At 71.9% G+C, this 16,041-nt stretch carries 16 protein-coding genes; 5 read left to right on the top strand and 11 right to left on the bottom strand.

Translation table 11 applies throughout. From position 1 onward, the window contains the following. The first annotated feature begins 78 nt into the window (after nucleotides 1-78). Both ABZ463_RS00940 and ABZ463_RS00935 read left to right on the top strand, forming a co-directional pair. A complete protein-coding gene (locus tag ABZ463_RS00940) occupies nucleotides 79-405 on the top strand; it encodes a hypothetical protein (RefSeq protein ID WP_352009233.1) in 327 nt (108 codons plus the stop codon). Nucleotides 406-438: 33 nt separating this feature from the next. Beyond that, the gene (locus ABZ463_RS00935) at nucleotides 439-1,539 is read left to right on the top strand and encodes a DUF6745 domain-containing protein (RefSeq protein WP_362771773.1); all 1,101 of its coding nucleotides are present in this window, start codon (nucleotides 439-441) and stop codon (nucleotides 1,537-1,539) included. On the opposite strand, the gene ABZ463_RS00930 is transcribed toward ABZ463_RS00935, so the two are convergent. The 6 genes from ABZ463_RS00930 to ABZ463_RS00905 all read right to left on the bottom strand — a co-directional run bounded on the left by ABZ463_RS00930 (nucleotide 1,515) and on the right by ABZ463_RS00905 (nucleotide 7,760). After that, complete coding sequence (locus ABZ463_RS00930; RefSeq protein WP_362771771.1) at nucleotides 1,515-2,411, bottom strand: STM4011 family radical SAM protein; 897 nt, start codon at nucleotides 2,409-2,411, stop codon at nucleotides 1,515-1,517. The genes ABZ463_RS00935 and ABZ463_RS00930 overlap by 25 nt on opposite strands. A 140-nt stretch (nucleotides 2,412-2,551) precedes the next feature. Next, nucleotides 2,552-3,871, bottom strand: a complete 1,320-nt coding sequence (locus ABZ463_RS00925; protein ID WP_362771769.1) for an STM4012 family radical SAM protein — start codon at nucleotides 3,869-3,871, stop codon at nucleotides 2,552-2,554. Continuing rightward, entirely contained in the window at nucleotides 3,868-4,671 is an 804-nt protein-coding gene (locus tag ABZ463_RS00920; RefSeq protein WP_352009229.1) for an STM4013/SEN3800 family hydrolase, read from the bottom strand. The genes ABZ463_RS00925 and ABZ463_RS00920 overlap by 4 nt, the downstream gene beginning before the upstream one ends. Before the next feature lies 1 nt (nucleotide 4,672). Continuing rightward, nucleotides 4,673-5,776 carry an STM4014 family protein gene (locus tag ABZ463_RS00915; RefSeq protein ID WP_362771767.1) on the bottom strand — a complete coding sequence of 368 codons (1,104 nt, stop codon included), beginning with the start codon at nucleotides 5,774-5,776 and terminating at the stop codon, nucleotides 4,673-4,675. Next, nucleotides 5,773-6,720, bottom strand: a complete 948-nt coding sequence (locus ABZ463_RS00910; RefSeq protein ID WP_362771765.1) for an STM4015 family protein — start codon at nucleotides 6,718-6,720, stop codon at nucleotides 5,773-5,775. The genes ABZ463_RS00915 and ABZ463_RS00910 overlap by 4 nt, the downstream gene beginning before the upstream one ends. 83 nt (nucleotides 6,721-6,803) lie before the next feature. Next, nucleotides 6,804-7,760, bottom strand: coding sequence for an STM4015 family protein (locus ABZ463_RS00905; protein WP_362771763.1), 957 nt, complete (start codon nucleotides 7,758-7,760; stop codon nucleotides 6,804-6,806). Between the two features lie 115 nt (nucleotides 7,761-7,875). On the opposite strand from ABZ463_RS00905, the gene ABZ463_RS00900 reads away from it, so the two are divergent. Then, complete coding sequence (locus ABZ463_RS00900) at nucleotides 7,876-9,306, top strand: MFS transporter (protein WP_362771761.1); 1,431 nt, start codon at nucleotides 7,876-7,878, stop codon at nucleotides 9,304-9,306. 19 nt (nucleotides 9,307-9,325) lie between these two features. Here the strand turns inward: ABZ463_RS00900 and ABZ463_RS00895 are convergent, their stop codons facing one another. From ABZ463_RS00895 to ABZ463_RS00880, 4 genes are all read right to left on the bottom strand, one after another. Continuing rightward, entirely contained in the window at nucleotides 9,326-10,555 is a 1,230-nt protein-coding gene (locus ABZ463_RS00895; RefSeq protein ID WP_362771759.1) for a cytochrome P450, read from the bottom strand. A 93-nt stretch (nucleotides 10,556-10,648) separates the two neighbouring features. Continuing rightward, nucleotides 10,649-11,158, bottom strand: a complete 510-nt coding sequence (locus tag ABZ463_RS00890) for a hypothetical protein (RefSeq protein ID WP_352009223.1) — start codon at nucleotides 11,156-11,158, stop codon at nucleotides 10,649-10,651. A gap of 41 nt (nucleotides 11,159-11,199) precedes the next feature. Further along, nucleotides 11,200-12,768, bottom strand: coding sequence for an alkaline phosphatase D family protein (locus tag ABZ463_RS00885; protein WP_362771757.1), 1,569 nt, complete (start codon nucleotides 12,766-12,768; stop codon nucleotides 11,200-11,202). Between the two features lie 142 nt (nucleotides 12,769-12,910). Then, the gene (locus tag ABZ463_RS00880; protein WP_352009221.1) at nucleotides 12,911-13,747 is read right to left on the bottom strand and encodes a hypothetical protein; all 837 of its coding nucleotides are present in this window, start codon (nucleotides 13,745-13,747) and stop codon (nucleotides 12,911-12,913) included. Between ABZ463_RS00880 and arfB the strand changes: the two genes are divergently transcribed. After that, nucleotides 13,724-14,374: an alternative ribosome rescue aminoacyl-tRNA hydrolase ArfB gene (arfB, locus tag ABZ463_RS00875; RefSeq protein ID WP_362771755.1), complete on the top strand. Its 651-nt coding sequence runs from the start codon at nucleotides 13,724-13,726 to the stop codon at nucleotides 14,372-14,374. The two genes, ABZ463_RS00880 and arfB, sit on opposite strands and share 24 nt — an antisense overlap. Nucleotides 14,375-14,405: 31 nt before the next feature. Then, nucleotides 14,406-14,855, top strand: coding sequence for an NUDIX hydrolase (locus tag ABZ463_RS00870; RefSeq protein WP_362771753.1), 450 nt, complete (start codon nucleotides 14,406-14,408; stop codon nucleotides 14,853-14,855). 68 nt (nucleotides 14,856-14,923) lie between these two features. Here the strand turns inward: ABZ463_RS00870 and tsaD are convergent, their stop codons facing one another. Next, the gene (gene tsaD, locus ABZ463_RS00865; protein WP_362771751.1) at nucleotides 14,924-15,943 is read right to left on the bottom strand and encodes a tRNA (adenosine(37)-N6)-threonylcarbamoyltransferase complex transferase subunit TsaD; all 1,020 of its coding nucleotides are present in this window, start codon (nucleotides 15,941-15,943) and stop codon (nucleotides 14,924-14,926) included. Between the last annotated feature and the right edge of the window lie 98 nt (nucleotides 15,944-16,041).

Raw genomic sequence — 16,041 nt, 5'->3', positions numbered from 1 at the left:
GGCTGCGGCGATGATCCCGCCCGGGATTGTCGGTGGCGGCCGCTAACTTTCGATCATCCCGATCCGAGGAGTTGTGAGATGTACCGCCAGGGAGACATCCTGATCGTGCCCGTCGAGGAGGAGGCCGTTCCCGCCTCCGTCGTCACCTCGCCGTCCGTGCCGCGTGACGCGCGGGGCCGCCTGGTGCTGGCCCTCGGCGAGGCCACCGGGCACGCCCACGCCGTGGTCGGCCAGGGCACCCTGGTCCGCGGGGCGCGTCCGGCCGACCCCTCCTTCCTCAACCTCCCCTCCGGCGGGCGGGTGGTTCACGAGGAGCACGCCGCGATCTCCCTGCCCAAGGGGTGGTACCGCGTGCTGCGCCAGCGCGAGTACGTCCCCGGCGCCTTCCGCGTCGTCGCCGACTGAACGATTCCCCGCACGTCCCAGGAGCACCCGAACATGACCGTGACCAGTGAACTCTCCGACACGTTGAGCGTGGCCGCGCTCCGCTGGGAGGAGGTGGCCCTCAGGACGGGCCCCGCCGACCGCGCCCGCGCCGAGGAGGGGGTACGGCTCGCCTACCGGCTCGGCGGCCTGGCCGAGCCCGAGCGGATCATCTGGGCGGCCTCGCCCGCCGAGGGCGCCGTGATCGCCGCGAAGCTCGCCGCCAACAGGGGCGGCGGCGAGCAGGACGGCCCCGGCGGCGGTCCCGGAGAGAGGGCCGCGGAGTTCGACGCGGGCCGGTGCGTCCGCGACCAGGTCCGTACCCGGCCGTGGGAGCGGGCCAGGGCCGACGCCCTGGCCCGGCTCGGCGCCGAGGGCTGGCCGCTGGCCTGGTCGCTGACCGGGGGCGCGTTGTGGGACGAGGTGAACCGCCTGGTCACCCGCATCCGCGGCGGCATCGCCGCGTCCGCGGGCTCGGAGGAGGCCGGGGCGCTGCTGCGCGCCTCGACGCTGGACGCCGTGCTCGGCCAGCACGACGCGCCCTGGCTGTCGCTGTTCGACGCGCTGGGCGCGCCGGAGGTCGAGGGCCTGGTCCGGGTCGCCGAGTCCGCGGGCTGGTGGTGGCCCTTCGAGCGGGTGGCGCTGCTCTGTGAGCGCCCCGCCGAGCTGCACCGCGACGACGCGGGCCGTCCGCACCGCGCGGAGGGGCCCGCGCTCTCCTTCCCCGACGGCTTCGCCCTGCACGCCTGGCACGGCATGCCGGTGCCCGCCGACTTCGGCGCCTCCATGACGGGCCTGACCCCCGCGCGCATCCGCGCCGAGGAGAACGCCGAGTTGCGCCGGGTGATGCTGGAGCACTTCGGCTACGACCGCTACCTCGCCGAGTCGGGGGCGACGCCGACGCACCGCGACGAGACCGGCGTCCTGTGGCGCATCGACCTGCCCGACGACGAGGCGGTGGCGATGGTCGAGGTGGTCAACTCGACCGCCGAGCCCGACGGCACGTTCCGCACCTACTGGCTGCGGGTCCCGCCGTGGACCCGCACCGCCCGCGAGGGGGTCGCGTGGACGTTCGGCCAGACGGAGAAGGACTACCGGCCGCTCAAGGAGACATGAGGGATGCGTTCGAGGACTCCCCCGGCGAACACGTCGTAGAGTCCCGTCGGCTCCAGGTGGACGTAGCCGATGTGGCAGTCGCACACCGCCAGCGGACAGCCCCGGGGGCGCAGGGCCGCGCGGAAGGAGCCGTCGTAGAGGTTGCCCAGGACCTCGGGCACGAAGTGGCAGCGCCGTACGGTGCCGTCGCCCGCCACGGAGATCACGCTCTCCCCGGTACGGCACGGCAGCCCGGCGCTGCGGTGCGGAGTCCTGCTGTGGTGGAACAGCGGGTCGAGCGCCGCCCACCCGGCCGCCTCCTCGTCGGTGTAGAGGTGTCCCTCGGCGGCGTTCACCCACAGATACGCCTCGGGGGGCAGGTCGGCGCGCAGGCGCCGGGCCGCCTCCAGGTGCTCGGGCAGGCCGACGACGCCGACGCTGAAACGGACACCGAGTCCGTGCAGTTCGCGGCACCTGCCGAGGAAGCGCTCGTGGGTGACCTGGTCGGGGTGGTAGGTCGCCCACAGGGCGAGCGTGTCCAGGTCGGCCTCGGCGAGCCAGCCGGTGCGGAAGCTGAGGTTGGTCTGAATGGCGACCCTGCGGACGTGCGGGAGCCGGCTCAGCTCGACCATCGCCCGGCGGTACCACGAGCGGACCAGCCCCTCCCCCCAGGGGGTGAACAACACCGAGACGGGGTGGCCGCACTCCGCCGTCCAGGCCGTGAACCGTTCGAGCGCCGCCCGGTCCTGCCGTAGCCGTTCCGGGCTGTCGCGGCGCTTGGCGAAGGGGCAGTAGGGGCAGTCGTAGTCGCAGCTGGACAGCGGCCCCCGGTACAGGATCGTCAGGTGGCCCGGCTCGTGCTCACCGCCCGGAGGGTTCACGCTCGTGTCCACGGGGTCGTCTCCCTTCCCGCCGGGAAGGACGCGTCCGGCGCCTCCTGTGCCCACGGGCTCGTCTCTTTCCCGTCCAGGGTCCTGTTCGAGGTCCCCAGCCTGGACGACCCCGCCATAAGCGGATTTTTCATGAAAAATCGTCATCGCTGCTCGTACTCGGACATCAGCGCACGCACCGGCGCGGAGAACAGCCACGGGCCGATCGCGTCGGAGTGTGCCAGCCCCTCCGGGGTCAGCCGCAGCCGGCGCCCTTCGGGATCGCCGAGCCAGCCCCTGCCCGCCAGGACCTCCAGCTCGCCGGAGAAGTCCGCCGTCGCCTCGGTGCCGAAGCGCCCCCGGTAGGCGTCCAGGTCCAGCCCCTCCGTCCGCGGCAGCGACTGCAGGAGGTGACGGCGGCGCCGTTCCGCCTCGTCCAGGTGGAAGCCGACGTTGGCGAAGGCGAACTCCTCCGCGGGCAGCCGTACGTAGTCGTCGATGATCCCGCGCACCTGTCGGGCGGCCACCGCGTACTCGTGGGAGTAGTGCAGGCCCTCGGTGTAGGAACGGGCCCCGCAGCCGAGGCCGACCATGCCGTCGCTCTGGCAGCTGTACTCGGTCAGGCCGCCGGAGCCGGGCAGCTGGAACATCCGCATCGACACCTGTTCGTACCCGGCGGCGAGCAGGTGGTCGCGGCCCTGACGGTAGAGGCCGAGCCGGTGGTCGTCCCAGTCGCGCGCGCGGCGGCCGAGGCCGGTCAGCGGGCGGACGTACAGCGGATACAGGTAGATCTCCTCGGGCCGCCAGGCCAGCGCCGCGTCCAGCGAGTGGCGCCAGGTCTCCTCGGTCTGCCCGTCGATCCCGTAGATCAGGTCGATGTTGAGCGCCTTGAAGCCGGTGTCCCTGATCCGGCCGAGCGCCGCCTCGACCTCCGCCCGCCGCTGCGGCCTGACCGCCGCGCGGGCCTCGGCGTCGAGGAAGCTCTGCACCCCGATGGAGATCCGGGTGGTGCCCCGCTCGGCCAGGACGGCGAGCCGGTCGGCCGTGGCCGTCGCGGGCGAGGTCTCCACGGAAAGCGGCACGGCCCGCAGGTCGGCGCCCGTGATCCGCTCGGTGAGGTCGAACAGCCGGGTCAGCTCGGCCGCGCTCAGGTAGGTCGGCGTGCCGCCCCCGACGGCCGCGAGCACGAACTCCGGCCCGTCCAGGGCGTCCCGTACGGCCCGTGCCTGGCGTTCCAGCGCGTCGAGGTAGGCGGTGACGAGTTCCTCGGGGGCGCCGGTCCTGGTGAACAGGTTGCAGAACCCGCAGCGCATCTCACAGAACGGGATGTGCAGGTAGAGGAAGAGGCTCCCCTTCGGTTCCCGCGCCCACACCTGGCGCAGCGTGGGCCGGGGGTCCAGCGGCCGGTAGGCCGTCTTGTGCGGATAGGCGTAGACGTACCCCTGATAGGGGCCCGCCTCAAGGCCCGGCTGTCCGGCCGTCACCACTGTCCCCTCTCCAGGACGAACTCCCCGTAGGGCACGGTCCAGACGACCTCGTGGCCGATCCTGTGCCCGATGTGACCGTCCTCCCCGTAGGCGGTGCCGTGGTCGGAGCAGACGATCGCGAAGGCCGGGCGCCTGGCGCTCATCAGCGCGAAGAGCCCGCCGATGTGCCGGTCGACGTACTCAAGCGCGGCGGCGTGACTGCGCGGGTCGTCGCCGTGCTCGCGGGTGGCTCCGGGCAGGTGGTACCAGTTCGGCTGGTGCAGCGCGGAGACGTTGACGAACAGGAACACCGGCCCGTCCACCCGGGCGACCGCCCGCTCCGCGCACGCGATCTGCGCCTCGAACGAGGTCGGCGAGGTCACCCCGAACTCCGGCTCCCAGTGGCTCTCGGCGAACAGGCCGGGCAGCGTGGAGCCGAGCGGGGTCAGCTTGTTGAAGAAGCCGACTCCTCCGACACAGATCGTGTGGTAACCCGCCGCGGCCAGCCCGGTGGGCAGGTCGGGGGCGTCGAACGTCCAGGTGCCCGTCGCCGTCGTCTCACTGCCGGGGAACGTCGCGGCGAACAGCCGGGGATGCGGTCCGGGAGCCGCCGGGGTCGGCAGGAACCCGGCGAGGATCGCGGCGTGCGCGGCGTAGGTGAAGCTTCCCGGACTGTGACGCCGTTCCCACCGGCCGCCGGGCAGGGCCCGCGCCAGGTTCGGCAGCCGTCCCGCTGCCAGCGCCTGCCGCGCCACGTCGTATCTGAGCGTGTCGAGCGTCACCAGCAGCAGGTCGTGGCCGCCCACGATCTCGTTCATGTCACGCACCGGCGCCGACCCCCGCGGGGACGTGACGGCGCAGGATGGCCGCGACCTGGGCCCGGTAGGTGTCCAGCCCCTCTGCTCCGGTGCCGGGCAGGCCGGTGAGCCCGGGCAGCAGGTCGCCGAAGGCGTTGACCTCGGCCACCGCGACGTCGCTCCAGCCGGTGCCGACCATGACGTCCACCCCGGTGGACAGGCTGCCGGGGAAGCACGCCGCCGCCGCCGCGCAGACGTCCACGAGCCGTGACCAGCCCTCGTGCCCGAGCCTGGCCCGCACCGCGCCGAGATCACCGCGCTCCCCGCCGAGGTGCAGGTTCGTCATGGGCGTACGGCTGGCGCGCACCACCGCGTGGGTCGGCGTGCCGTCGACCGTGACCACCCGCAGGTCGATCGCCCTTCCGCCGAGCGTTGCCTTGGGGAACCACCTCTCGACGTGCAGGCCGTCCGGGGCCAGCAGGCCGACGATCGCCGCCACGTCACGCTCGTCGTCGTAGGAGCGCACCCGCAGCGAGTTGTACAGCGCGCCGCTGGTCAGTTCGGCCGACGTGACCGCCCTGATCCGGCCCGGGGCGGTCTGCAGGGCGACGACGCCGGAGGCCGAGGAGCCGTGGGCGGGTTTGACGAACACCCGGTTCCATCCGGCCTCGGTCATCCGTTCGCGCAGTTCGGCGTAGCCGCCGACGGGTCCCGCCAGCGCGGGCGGTACGGGAACCCCGGCCGCCGACAGCCTCGCGTGGCAGAGCCGCTTGTCGAACATCACCGCGATCTCACCGGGGTCGGCGAGCAACCCGGCGCCCGGGGCGTCCGCCACGGCCTGGCGGACACGTTCGATCCCGGCGGTGAGGGCGGCGTACCAGGCGGCCCCGCCGCCCACCCTGGACGGCTCCCCGGGGCCGCGCAGCAGCGCGTCGGCGGCGGCGTCCTCGCCGGGGGACTCGATCCGCACGAGGGTGCCCGGTTCGAACCGGATCGCACGATCGCTCCCGAGCACCTGAGTCCACGGCGTGACCCGGGGCTCGGGCAGGCCGTGGGCGGCGCAGGCGCGCGCGAACAGGGTGACCCGGCGCTCCTCCGGAGTGCCGACGACCGTCAGCGAGGTCACTCGGAGACCGCCACGTAGCGCCACTCGTCCTCGGGCTCCTCCTGCTCCGACAGGTCGACCTCGACGCCGGAGCCCGCGAAGGCCTCCTCGACCCTGGCGACCATGGGGTCGGTGAGGTAGTGGTGGCACAGGTCGAGGTGCTTCAGGTGGGTCAGCGGCTGGCCGGACAGCAACGCCTCCGCCCCGTCGTCGCCGAGGGAGCCCATCGACAGCGCCAGCGACTCAAGGCGGGCCACGACCGGCGCGGAGGCCACCGCCGCCGCGATCTCGTCCTGGATCTCACTGTTCTGCAGGCCCAGGTGGCGCAGGGCGGGCAGGCGTTCGCCGCTCAGGATGCCCGCCATGTCGGCCAGGGTCGCGTCCCCGCCGTACTCGTCCACGCCGAGCCAGAGCTCCAGGTGCTCCAGGGCGGGGAAGGTGCTCTCGGCGACCCCGCGGACCACTCTCGCGGGCAGGCCGCCCGACTCGACGGTGAGGTCCCTGAGGTGCTCGTGCCTGACCGGGCTCAGCTCCAGCCCGGAGCCGCCGCGCACCTCAAGCCGCTCCAGCAGCGGGAAGGCGGTCAGCAGCGGGGTGACGTCGCTCTGCTGGATCCAGGAGATCTCGGCCTCCTCCCGGGAGATCTCGCCGAGGTACAGCGTGCGCAGGGCGGGCAGGCGCTCGGCGTGCTCGGTCAGCAGCCGCACCACCTCACTGGAGTCTCTCTCGTAGGCGTTCCCCCAGTCGCCGATGATGAGCGTGGTGACCTTCGTCGTGTCGACCGTGCCGACGAAGCTCAGGAAGAGTTCCTCGAAACTCTTGCCGCCTCCGTTCCGGTCCACCCCGATCCGCCAGGCCGCCGCCTCCGGGGCGGGCAGCTCCCGTGGCTCCTCGCCCTCGGGCACGTGCACGATGGGCAGACCGGCGTAGGCGCCGTTCCCGAGCGAGTCGTCGGCGTAGTCCATTGCAGAGCTCCTGTCAGGCGAAATACGGCAGACCACTTCCTACCAGAGATCGCCGACACTTCATGTCCATCTGGACAGCGGGGTCACTCGGTGACCGCCACGTAGCGCCATGTCTCGTCCGGCATCAGCTGACCCGAGAGGTCGACCTCGACGCCCGCCAGGGCGGCCCCGACCTTGGCGACCATGGGGTCGGTGAGGTGATGGTGGTGCAGGTCCAGGCGCCTCAGGTGGGTCAGCGGCTGGCCGGACAGCAGCGCCTCCGCCCCGTCGTCGCCGAGGGAGCCCATCGACAGCGCCAGCGTCTCCAGGCGGGCCACGACCGGCGCGGAGGCCACCGCCGCCGCGATCTCGTCCTGGATCTCGCTGTCCTGCAGGCCCAGGTGGCGCAGGGCGGGCAGCCGCTCGCCGCCCAGGATCGCCCCGAGGTCCGCCACGGTCGCGTCGCCGCCGTAGTTGCTCACGCCGAGCCAGAGCTCCAGGTATTCGAGCGCGGGCAGGTCACTGTCCCCGACCCCGCGGACCACGGACGCGGGAAGCCCTCCGCTCTCGAACCTGAGCACCCTGAGGTTCTCGTGCCTGACCGGCGGGAACAGCAGCCCCTCGCCGCCGCGCACCTCCAGGCGCTCCAGCAGCGGGAAGGCCGCCAGCAGCGGGGTGACGTCACTCTGCTGGATCCAGGAGATCTCGCACTCCTCATACGACATGGCCCCGAGGAACAGGGAACGGAGGGCGGGGAAGCGGTCCGCGTGCTCCGTCAGCAGACCGACGATCTTTGAGGAGTCGTCCTCGTAGGACTCCCCCCAGCTGCCGACGATGAGCGCGGAGACCCTGGTCGTGTCGACGACGTCGACGAAGTGCCGGAAGTCGAGTTCGAGGTCGCCCTCGTCCCCGTCAAGGCCTATCCGCCAGGCCGCCGCCTGCGGGGCGGGCAGTCCCTGCACGTCCCCGTCGTCGCTCCCGGGCGCCTGCACGATGGGCAGACCGGCGTAAACGCCCTCCCGGAGCGCGGTGACGGCGTCGTTGAACTCGGCGTGGTCCATTCCAGGGCTCCCGTCCGGCGAAATATGGCAGACCATTTCCTACCAGAGCTTGCCGACATTTCATGCCCCGTCAGATAAATCCTGACAAAACAGGCGGTGGGTCATCATGGAGGGTATGGACAACGGCCATATCCGGTTCGGTTCGGCCACGGGCCGCTGGGTTCTGCTCACCACCGTGCTCGGCTCGGGAATGGCCATGCTGGACGGCACGGTCGTCAACGTGGCGCTGCCCGCGCTCGGCTCCGCTCTCAAGGCCGACATGGCGGGGCTGCAGTGGACGGTCAACGCCTACACGCTGACCCTCGCGGGGCTGATCCTGCTGGGCGGCTCACTCGGTGACCGGTACGGCAGGCGCAGGATCTTCCTGGCCGGCGTCGTCTGGTTCGCCGCCGCCTCCGCCCTGTGCGGTCTCGCGCCGAACATCGAGACGCTGATCGCCGCCCGCGCCCTGCAGGGGGCAGGCGGAGCGTTGCTCACCCCGGGCTCGCTGGCCATCATCCAGGCCTCCTTCGACCGTGAGGACCGGCCCAGGGCCATCGGGGCCTGGTCGGGGCTCGGCGGGGTCGCCGCGGCCGTCGGGCCGCTGCTGGGCGGCTGGCTGGTCGAGACGGCCGGGTGGCGCTGGGTGTTCCTGCTCAACCTGCCGCTGGCCGCGCTGGTGATCGCGGTCGCCGTACGGCACGTGCCGGAGAGCAGGGACACCGAGGCGACCGGCCGCTTCGACGTCGCGGGCGCCGCGCTGGCCGCGTTCTCCCTGGCCGGGATCACCTACGGGCTGATCGGCCTTCAGGTGGTCCCGCTGGTCGCGGGCGCGGTGCTCGGCGTGGTGTTCGTCTGGCTGGAGATCAGGCGCTCGCCCGCCGCGCTCGTCCCGGTCGGCCTCTTCTCCTCGAAGGAGTTCACCGCGGTGAACGTGGTCACGCTGATCATGTACGCCGCGATGGGTGTGGTGTTCTTCCTCCTGGTCGTCCAGTTGCAGGTCTCCTCGGGCTTCTCCCCCGTGCTCGCCGGGTCGGCGATGATCCCGATCACTCTGCTGATGCTGCTGCTGTCGGCCGGGGCGGGTGAGCTGGCCAAACGGATCGGCCCGAGGATCCCGATGTCTGCGGGCATCCTGGTCTGTGCCGTCGCCCTGGTGCTGATGTCCCGGATCGGCGAGGGCACGCCGTACGCGACGGGAGTGCTGCTGCCCGTCTCCCTGTTCGGCCTGGGCCTGTCCGCGGCGGTCGCGCCGCTCACCGCCACGGTGCTGGCCACCGCGGACGAGCGCTACGCGGGCGTGGCCAGCGGCGTCAACAACGCCGTGGCCAGGACCGGAGGGCTGCTGGCGGTGGCCGCGATCCCGCCGCTGGCCGGGCTGACCGGTGAGGCCTTCCACTCCCCCGCGGTCTTCACCGCCGGATTCCGCACCACGATGCTGGTCGCCGCGGCGATGATGGCCGCCGCGGCCGTGACCACCTTCCTCACCATCAGGCGCAACGTCCTGGCCGCCTCGACCCCCCACCCCAGCTGCCCGGTCGAGGCCCCCCAGCTCGGCGACAGGTGAGAGTCCCCAGAAGGTGCCCTCAGAAGGTGAAGGCCTGGCTGCGGACGCTGTTGTCGAAGTTGGAGGGGAGGAGTTCGGGCTCGCCGACGGAGCGGACGTCCGGCAGGCGGGTGAACAGCTCGCGGAACATGGTCCTGATCTCCTGACGGGCCAGGTTGGCGCCCAGGCAGAAGTGCGGCCCCGGGCCGCCGAAGCCGACGTGGCCCTTGGTCTCGCGGGTGATGTCGAAGCGGTCGGGGTCGGGGAAGACCTCCTCGTCGCGGTTGGCCGAGCCGTAGAACAGCACGACCTTGTCCCCGGCCTTCAGGTGCAGGCCGCGCAGGTCGTGGTCCTGGGTGACGGTGCGGCGGAACTGCATGATGGGCGAGATGTAACGGACCATCTCCTCGATCGCCCCGCCGATGTGGGCGTCGAAGTCCTCGGTCAGCAGGCGGCGCTGCTCGGGGTTGTCGGTGAGCAGCTTGACGCCGTGCGCCATGGTGTTGCGGGCCGTCTCGTTGCCCGCGACCAGCAGCAGCGCGAAGAACGAGCCCAGCTCGCGGTCGGTGAGCCGTTCCCCGTCCACGTTGGCGGTGACCAGGGCGGAGACCAGGTCGCCCTCGGGCGTCGTGGCGCGCCGCCTGCCCAGCTGGATCACCATGCGCTGCAGGGCGAGCAGCGCCAGCATGTTCTGCCCGGCCATCCTGAGCGTCTGGGGCAGGCTGGGCCGTACCCCGGTGTAGGCGGTCGAGACGTCGACGTGCCGGTGGACCCGCTCCCGCATCTCGTCGGGGATGCCCATCATGTCGCAGATGACGTGGATGGGCAGCCGGGCGGCGACCTGGCGGACGAAGTCGCCTGGGCCCTCGGAGATCACGTCGTCGACGATCCCGGCGCACGCCCTGTCGATGCCGTCCTGCAGCCCGGCGAGCATCTTGGGGCTGAACGCCCGCGAGACGATGCGGCGCAGACGGGCGTGCCGGGGGTCGTCCATGTTCACCATGGACTCGCCGAACACGTGCTTGACCCAGCCGGGCGGCTCGGGGTTGGTCACCGCAGGCTCGCTGGAGAAGACCTTGGCGTTGCGGCTGGCCTCGACCACGTCCGCGTGTCGTACCAGGGCGTAGAAGCCCTTGCCCGAGCGCAGCAGCGGCACCCGCCGTTCCGGGAAGAACACCGGCCGGTCCAGCTCTCGCAGCCGTGCGAACGCCTCGTTGCGCTCCTTGATCGGGCGGCGCCAGAACCCCAGATCGGCCAGATCGATGTCCATGACCCAATCCTGGCACGCCCGTGACCCGCCTCGCCCGGCGCGCCGGGCGCCGGAGATCCGCCGGTGACGGACCTCCGGTCGGCTGTCAGGGGGTCACAGGACCTTCGACTTCGCGCTGAGGTGGCTGCGGATCTCCTTGGCGAGCCGCTTGGCGGAGACGTTCGGGTTGTCGGTCACGGCCGCGCCGAACCGCGCCACGGCGGTGCCCCTGCGTGAGCCGACCCATCCCCTGAGCTTGATGGTCGTCGCGTCGCCCTTGTCGAGGGAGGAGACCAGGCACAGTACGGACCGCCGCTTGACGGAGCACTTCACACTGCGCGGCTTCGAGATCACCCTGACCGTGCGGAAGTGCGTGGAGAAGTCACCGACGAGCGCCACGTAGTGCTGGCCCTTGACCCGCTTGTTGCGCACCTTGACGGTGTAGGTGAGGTTTCCGCCCCGGTAGGTGTACTTGGGGAAGAAGACCTCGTACCGGAAGGGGGCCGAGGCCGCGGTAGGCCGGGCCTCGGCCGCCGCCGCGGTCGAGGGCTGGACGAGAAGGGCACCGCCGAGCGCGGCGGCGAGGGCCGCGGCGGCGAGCCTCCTGGGGAGAAGATCACTCATATGCCGCATCATCTAACAACTTTCAGGAATTCCCCACGTTTTTACAGCAGGGTGGAATGTCCGGCGGGGACGGTGAACCGGGCACCCGTCTTGGCCGGGGCACCGCGGCGGCTGATGTAGTCCAGCGTGCGGAAGTCCGCCTGCAGCTCCTCCTGGGTGATCCGGCAGACGATGTAGCCGCGCCGCTGGTCGAGATAGGAGATGTGCGGGTTCTCCGCGATCGTCTCGGCCACCCTGGCCTTGTCCCGGTAGCCGTCCCCGTCGCTGGCGATCGAGGAGGTGACCAGTTCGACCCCGACCTTGGGCGAGTCGGGATCGTCGAAGTCGAGCATGAGGTCGGCCGCGTGGTGCATGTGCATGTCACCGGTCAGCACGACCGGGTTGGCGGCGCCCGAGTCGCGGAAGCCGGTCAGCAGGCGGGTGCGCTCGGCGGCGTAGCCGTCCCAGGAGTCCATGTTGACCTCGATGCCCGGCCCGGCCCGGTAGTCGCGCTGGGCCATCAGGATCTGCTGGGCGACCAGGTTCCAGCGCGCCCGGGAGGAGGCGAGCCCGTCCAGCAGCCAGCGCCGCTGGTCCTCCCCGAGCAGGGTGCGCCGGGTCGCGAGCCGGTCGTCGCATCCGGCCCTGAGCCCGTCCTGGCACGCCTGGTCGTCGCGGAACTGCCGGGTGTCGAGTAGGTGGAAGCGGGCCAGCGGCCCCCAGTCGACCCGCCGGTGGATCCGGATCGAACCGCCGTCGGGCACACTCGTCCCGCGCAGCGGCATGTTCTCGTAGTAGGCCTGGAACGCGTTGGCCCTGCGGCGGGTGAACTCCGGGTCCCCGGTGCTGGAGACCTTCCCGGCCCAGTTGTTCTCGACCTCGTGGTCGTCGAAGGCGACCAGCCACGGCGCGACCGCGTGCGCGGCCCGCAGGTCGGCGTCGCTCTTGTACTGCGCGTGCCGCATCCGGTAGTCGGCCAGCGTGGCGCACTTGCCCGCGGTGTGCTCACGTACGGCGCCGCCCATCGCGGTGTAGCCCTGGGGGGCGTACTCGTACATGTAGTCGCCCAGGTGGACGACCAGATCGGGCTCCTGCTCGGCCAACCTGCGGTAGGCCGTGTAGTAGCCGTGCTCGTAGTGGGCGCAGGCGGCCACGGCCAGTGTCAGCGGGGACGGCGCCGCCTCGGCCGCCGGGGCGGTCCGGGTACGGCCCGCGGGCGAGAGGTGTCCCTCCGCGCGGAAGCGGTAGAAGTACTCCCGGCCGGGTTCGAGCCCGTCCAGCTCGACGTGGACGCTGTGCGCCCGTTCCCGCCGGGCGGTCTCCACGCCGCTGCGCAGCACCCTGGTGAAGTTCTCGTCGGCGGCCACCTGCCACTCGACCTCGACGTCCCTGGCGGGCATCCCGCCCAGCCCCTGCGGGCCGAGCGGGTCGGGGGCGAGCCTGGTCCACAGCACGACCCCGTCCGGCGACGGGTCACCCGAGGCGATCCCCAGGGTGAACGGGTCGCGGCGGAGGGTTCGCGAGGTCGTCCGGTTCCCGGTCGGCGTCAGCCCCGCCCCGGTGAGCAACAGGCCGCCCACACCCGTGGCGGCGACGGAAAGGAACACCCTGCGTGACGGTGTCTGCTCCACGCGACCAGTGCAACCCGCCCGTCTTTCCCCGCCGTGGCCTGCGGTCCACGGCGGGATGAACAACCGTTGCACAGGCAAGGGCCTTACCCACCGTCATTGAACACCCGTCTACCCCCGGGCGACGGTCCGGTGAAGGGACGGGTCACTGGAGGTAAGGCTTGAGGTGTTCGTTGAGCGCTCCGCACCCCAGGTAGTTGCGCACGCTGTGGAAGTCGATCCAGTCGAGGTTCACCAGCGTCTCCTGGTCGACGCCGGTGAAGTTTCTGCGCAGTTCGGCGGGGATCGCCACGATGTCGTCCTTGTCGGCGACGTTGACCCAGCGCCTGACCGACGGCGGCTTCCTGCCCTGGCCGTTGATCGGGGCGGGCAGCAGGCGTTCGAAGATGACGTTCTGCATGCCGAGCGGGCTGCCGAGGGTGAGCAGCAGGTCGACCTTCAGGTCGGGGTTGGACCACAGCGTCTCGTAGGCCACCACGCTGCCGAGCGAGTGGGCGATGACCACCTTCGGCTGGTTGCGCCTGATCGTCTGCGCCACCGCCGCGCGCGCCTTCTCCCTGGCCTGGCCTCCGGCCGTCATGTAGGCGGCGACCTCGGGGCAGAAGAGTCCCGCGACGTCGGCCGCGTTGGCCTGCAGGCGGTCCAGCAGCCAGCCGGTCATCGCGTGCAGCGCGCCGGTCAGCCCCTCCCCCACCGTGGCGAACTGCTTCGCCCAGGCGACGAAGACCTCCTGGGAGGGGGTGTCCATGGCGCGGACCGCGCGCGCGGACGGCTCCTGGGGCCGCTCGCCCAGCAGGTGCGCGTAGTAGGCGATGTCGGTGACGTAGCGCTCCTGGGCGTACGGCACACCGCCGGTCAGCCCCTTGTGCAGGTAGCGGTTCCATTTCTCACGTACGGCCCCGGCCGCGCCCTCGGCCGAGTTACCCGCGTCGCGGTAGTAGTGGTACTTGCCTATCCCATGCACGCCGACGATCTTGTCCACGCGCCCCCGCCTCTCGTACGGATCTTCACGGTGCGGCCCCCTGGGTTTCCCCGGAGTCACTGTGGCGGAAGGCGCACCACCCCACAAGACCGGATCACCCGGCCCTTCCCGTCCAGACAGGGGGATAAATCGCTTGATCAGGGAGTTCGTGCCGTGGATATCCTGGGATCACAGCCCATGAGATTCCGAAGGAGCAGTCCTCCCATGTCCGATCCGCTTGAGATCAGCGGCTCGCTCTGCGTCCCCGAGGCCGAGCTCCGCTGGCGATTCTCCCGCTCCTCGGGGCCGGGCGGGCAGGGGGTCAACACCACCGACAGCCGGGTCGAGCTGAGCTTCGACCTGGCCGCGACCGAGGTTCTGCCGCCGCCGCTCAGGGAGCGCGCGCTCGAACGTCTCGGTCCCCGGCTGGTCGGCGGCGTCATCACCGTCGTCGCCTCGGAGTTCCGTTCCCAGCTGCGCAACCGCGAGGCGGCGCGCGACCGGCTGGCCCGGCTGCTGCGGGAGGCCGTGGCCCCGCCACCGAAGCGGCGCCGTCCGACCAAGCCGAGCAGGGGCTCCGTCGAGCGGCGGATCACCGCCAAGAAGCACCGCTCCGACCTCAAGCGGCTACGCCGGGGCGACTTCTGAGCGCCTGAACGGCCGATGGCAGAATGGGCCGATGCCCCTCGTCCCCAGCGTCCGCGCGGTGATCCTCGACGACGACCGGCTCGTGCTGTTCCGGCGCACGGTCCCCGGACAGGACCTCTACTGGTCGATCCCCGGCGGCCACGTCGAGCCGCAGGACGCCTCCCTTGAGCACACCCTCCACCGCGAGGTGCTTGAGGAGCTGGGCGCGGTCGTCTCCGACGTCACCCCGCTGACCACCCTTGAGTGCGTGCGCGACGACGGCGTCAAGATCCAGCACGTGTACGGCTGCCGCCTGGTCTCGATGGACCCCGCCCTGCGCTGCGGCCCCGAGTTCTCCGACCCCGCCAGGGGCGTCTACGAGGTCGTACGGCTGCCGCTCGACCCCGCGGAGATCACGGCCGTCAACATCGTCCCGCCGGAGCTCGGCGCCTACCTCGCCGCCGAGATCGCCTGCCTCGCCACTCAGATCAAAGCCCGCTGAGGGCGCGGCGATCGCTCCGCCGGCCTTCTCCCGCCCGCTCCTCCCGCGCCGGAGCGGCCTTCGACACGTCAGTCTCGTGTGCGGGCCCGGCTCAGCGGGGCCGAGGGATCGGCCGCCAGGTGCCGTGAGGAGGGCGGTGCTCCCGCGGCGACCAGCAGGTCCCCGACTGCGGCGATCATCGCGCCGTTGTCGGTGCACAGCCCCGGGGGCGGGATCCGCAGCGTGAGGCCCGCCGCGCGGCAGCGCTCGGCGGCGAGTTCGCGCAGTCTCCGGTTCGCGGCGACCCCGCCGGCGATCACGAGGGTGTCCACTCCGGCGCCCAGGCAGGCATCGACGGCCTTGCGGGTCAGCACGTCGGCCACCGCCTCCTGGAAGGAGGCCGCGACGTCGGGCACGGCGAGGGAGTCGCCCGCCCGCGCCACATGCCTGGCGACGGCGCTCTTGAGCCCGGAGAAGGAGAAGTCGTGGCCGTCGCCGAGCATCGCCCGGGGGAAGGCGACCGCCCCGGGGTCGCCGTCGCGGGCGGCCTCGGCGACGGCGGGACCGCCGGGGTAGGCGAGCCCGAGGAGCCTGGCGACCTTGTCGAACGCCTCGCCCGCGGCGTCGTCACGGGTGTCGCCGAGGTGGACGACCGGGTCACGGGCCAGGTCCCCGAGCAGGAGCAGCGAGGTGTGCCCTCCGGAGACGATCAGCGCGACCGAGCGCGGCGGCAGCGGGCCGTGCTCCAGGGTGTCGGCGGCCACGTGCCCGGCCAGATGGTGCACGCCGTACAGGGGGAGGTCCCAGGCCAGCGCGTAGGCCTTGGCGGCGGCGATCCCGGTCTGCAGCGCGGTGGCCAGGCCGGGCCCCGAGGTGACCGCGACCGCGTCGATCTCGGAAGGACCGACCCCGGCCCGCTCGAAGGCGGCCCGCACGCAGGGGACGAGCGACTCCAGGTGGGCGCGGGCGGCGATCTCCGGCACCACCCCGCCGAAGCGCGCGTGTTCCTCCATCGAGGAGGACAGCGCGGCGCCGAGAAGCCGACCGCCGGAGACGATGCCGACGCCGGTCTCGTCGCACGAGGTCTCGATCCCCAGGACGACCGCCATGCCACCCCCTTGTTGCAAGTAATTCGCAACTACGAATAATAGGCATCAAGACTCTTTCGGGCGAACGCCGTACGCTCTGGATTTAGTAGGACGTCCAA

It is taken from the genome of Streptosporangium sp. NPDC020145, from assembly GCF_040631275.1.
In the GTDB taxonomy this organism is placed as follows: Bacteria; Actinomycetota; Actinomycetes; order Streptosporangiales; family Streptosporangiaceae; genus Streptosporangium.
This window is presented reverse-complemented; position numbering and strand designations above follow the sequence as displayed.

Coding starts and splice junctions, on each gene's coding strand:
- ABZ463_RS00940 (WP_352009233.1), top strand. CDS start 79: ATGTACCGCCAGGGAGACATCCTGATCGTGCCCGTCGAGGAGGAGGCC.
- ABZ463_RS00935 (WP_362771773.1), top strand. CDS start 439: ATGACCGTGACCAGTGAACTCTCCGACACGTTGAGCGTGGCCGCGCTC.
- ABZ463_RS00920 (WP_352009229.1), bottom strand. CDS start 4,671: ATGAACGAGATCGTGGGCGGCCACGACCTGCTGCTGGTGACGCTCGAC.
- ABZ463_RS00910 (WP_362771765.1), bottom strand. CDS start 6,720: ATGGACTACGCCGACGACTCGCTCGGGAACGGCGCCTACGCCGGTCTG.
- ABZ463_RS00905 (WP_362771763.1), bottom strand. CDS start 7,760: ATGGACCACGCCGAGTTCAACGACGCCGTCACCGCGCTCCGGGAGGGC.
- ABZ463_RS00900 (WP_362771761.1), top strand. CDS start 7,876: ATGGACAACGGCCATATCCGGTTCGGTTCGGCCACGGGCCGCTGGGTT.
- ABZ463_RS00895 (WP_362771759.1), bottom strand. CDS start 10,555: ATGGACATCGATCTGGCCGATCTGGGGTTCTGGCGCCGCCCGATCAAG.
- ABZ463_RS00890 (WP_352009223.1), bottom strand. CDS start 11,158: ATGAGTGATCTTCTCCCCAGGAGGCTCGCCGCCGCGGCCCTCGCCGCC.
- arfB (WP_362771755.1), top strand. CDS start 13,724: ATGCACGCCGACGATCTTGTCCACGCGCCCCCGCCTCTCGTACGGATC.
- ABZ463_RS00870 (WP_362771753.1), top strand. CDS start 14,406: ATGCCCCTCGTCCCCAGCGTCCGCGCGGTGATCCTCGACGACGACCGG.
- tsaD (WP_362771751.1), bottom strand. CDS start 15,943: ATGGCGGTCGTCCTGGGGATCGAGACCTCGTGCGACGAGACCGGCGTC.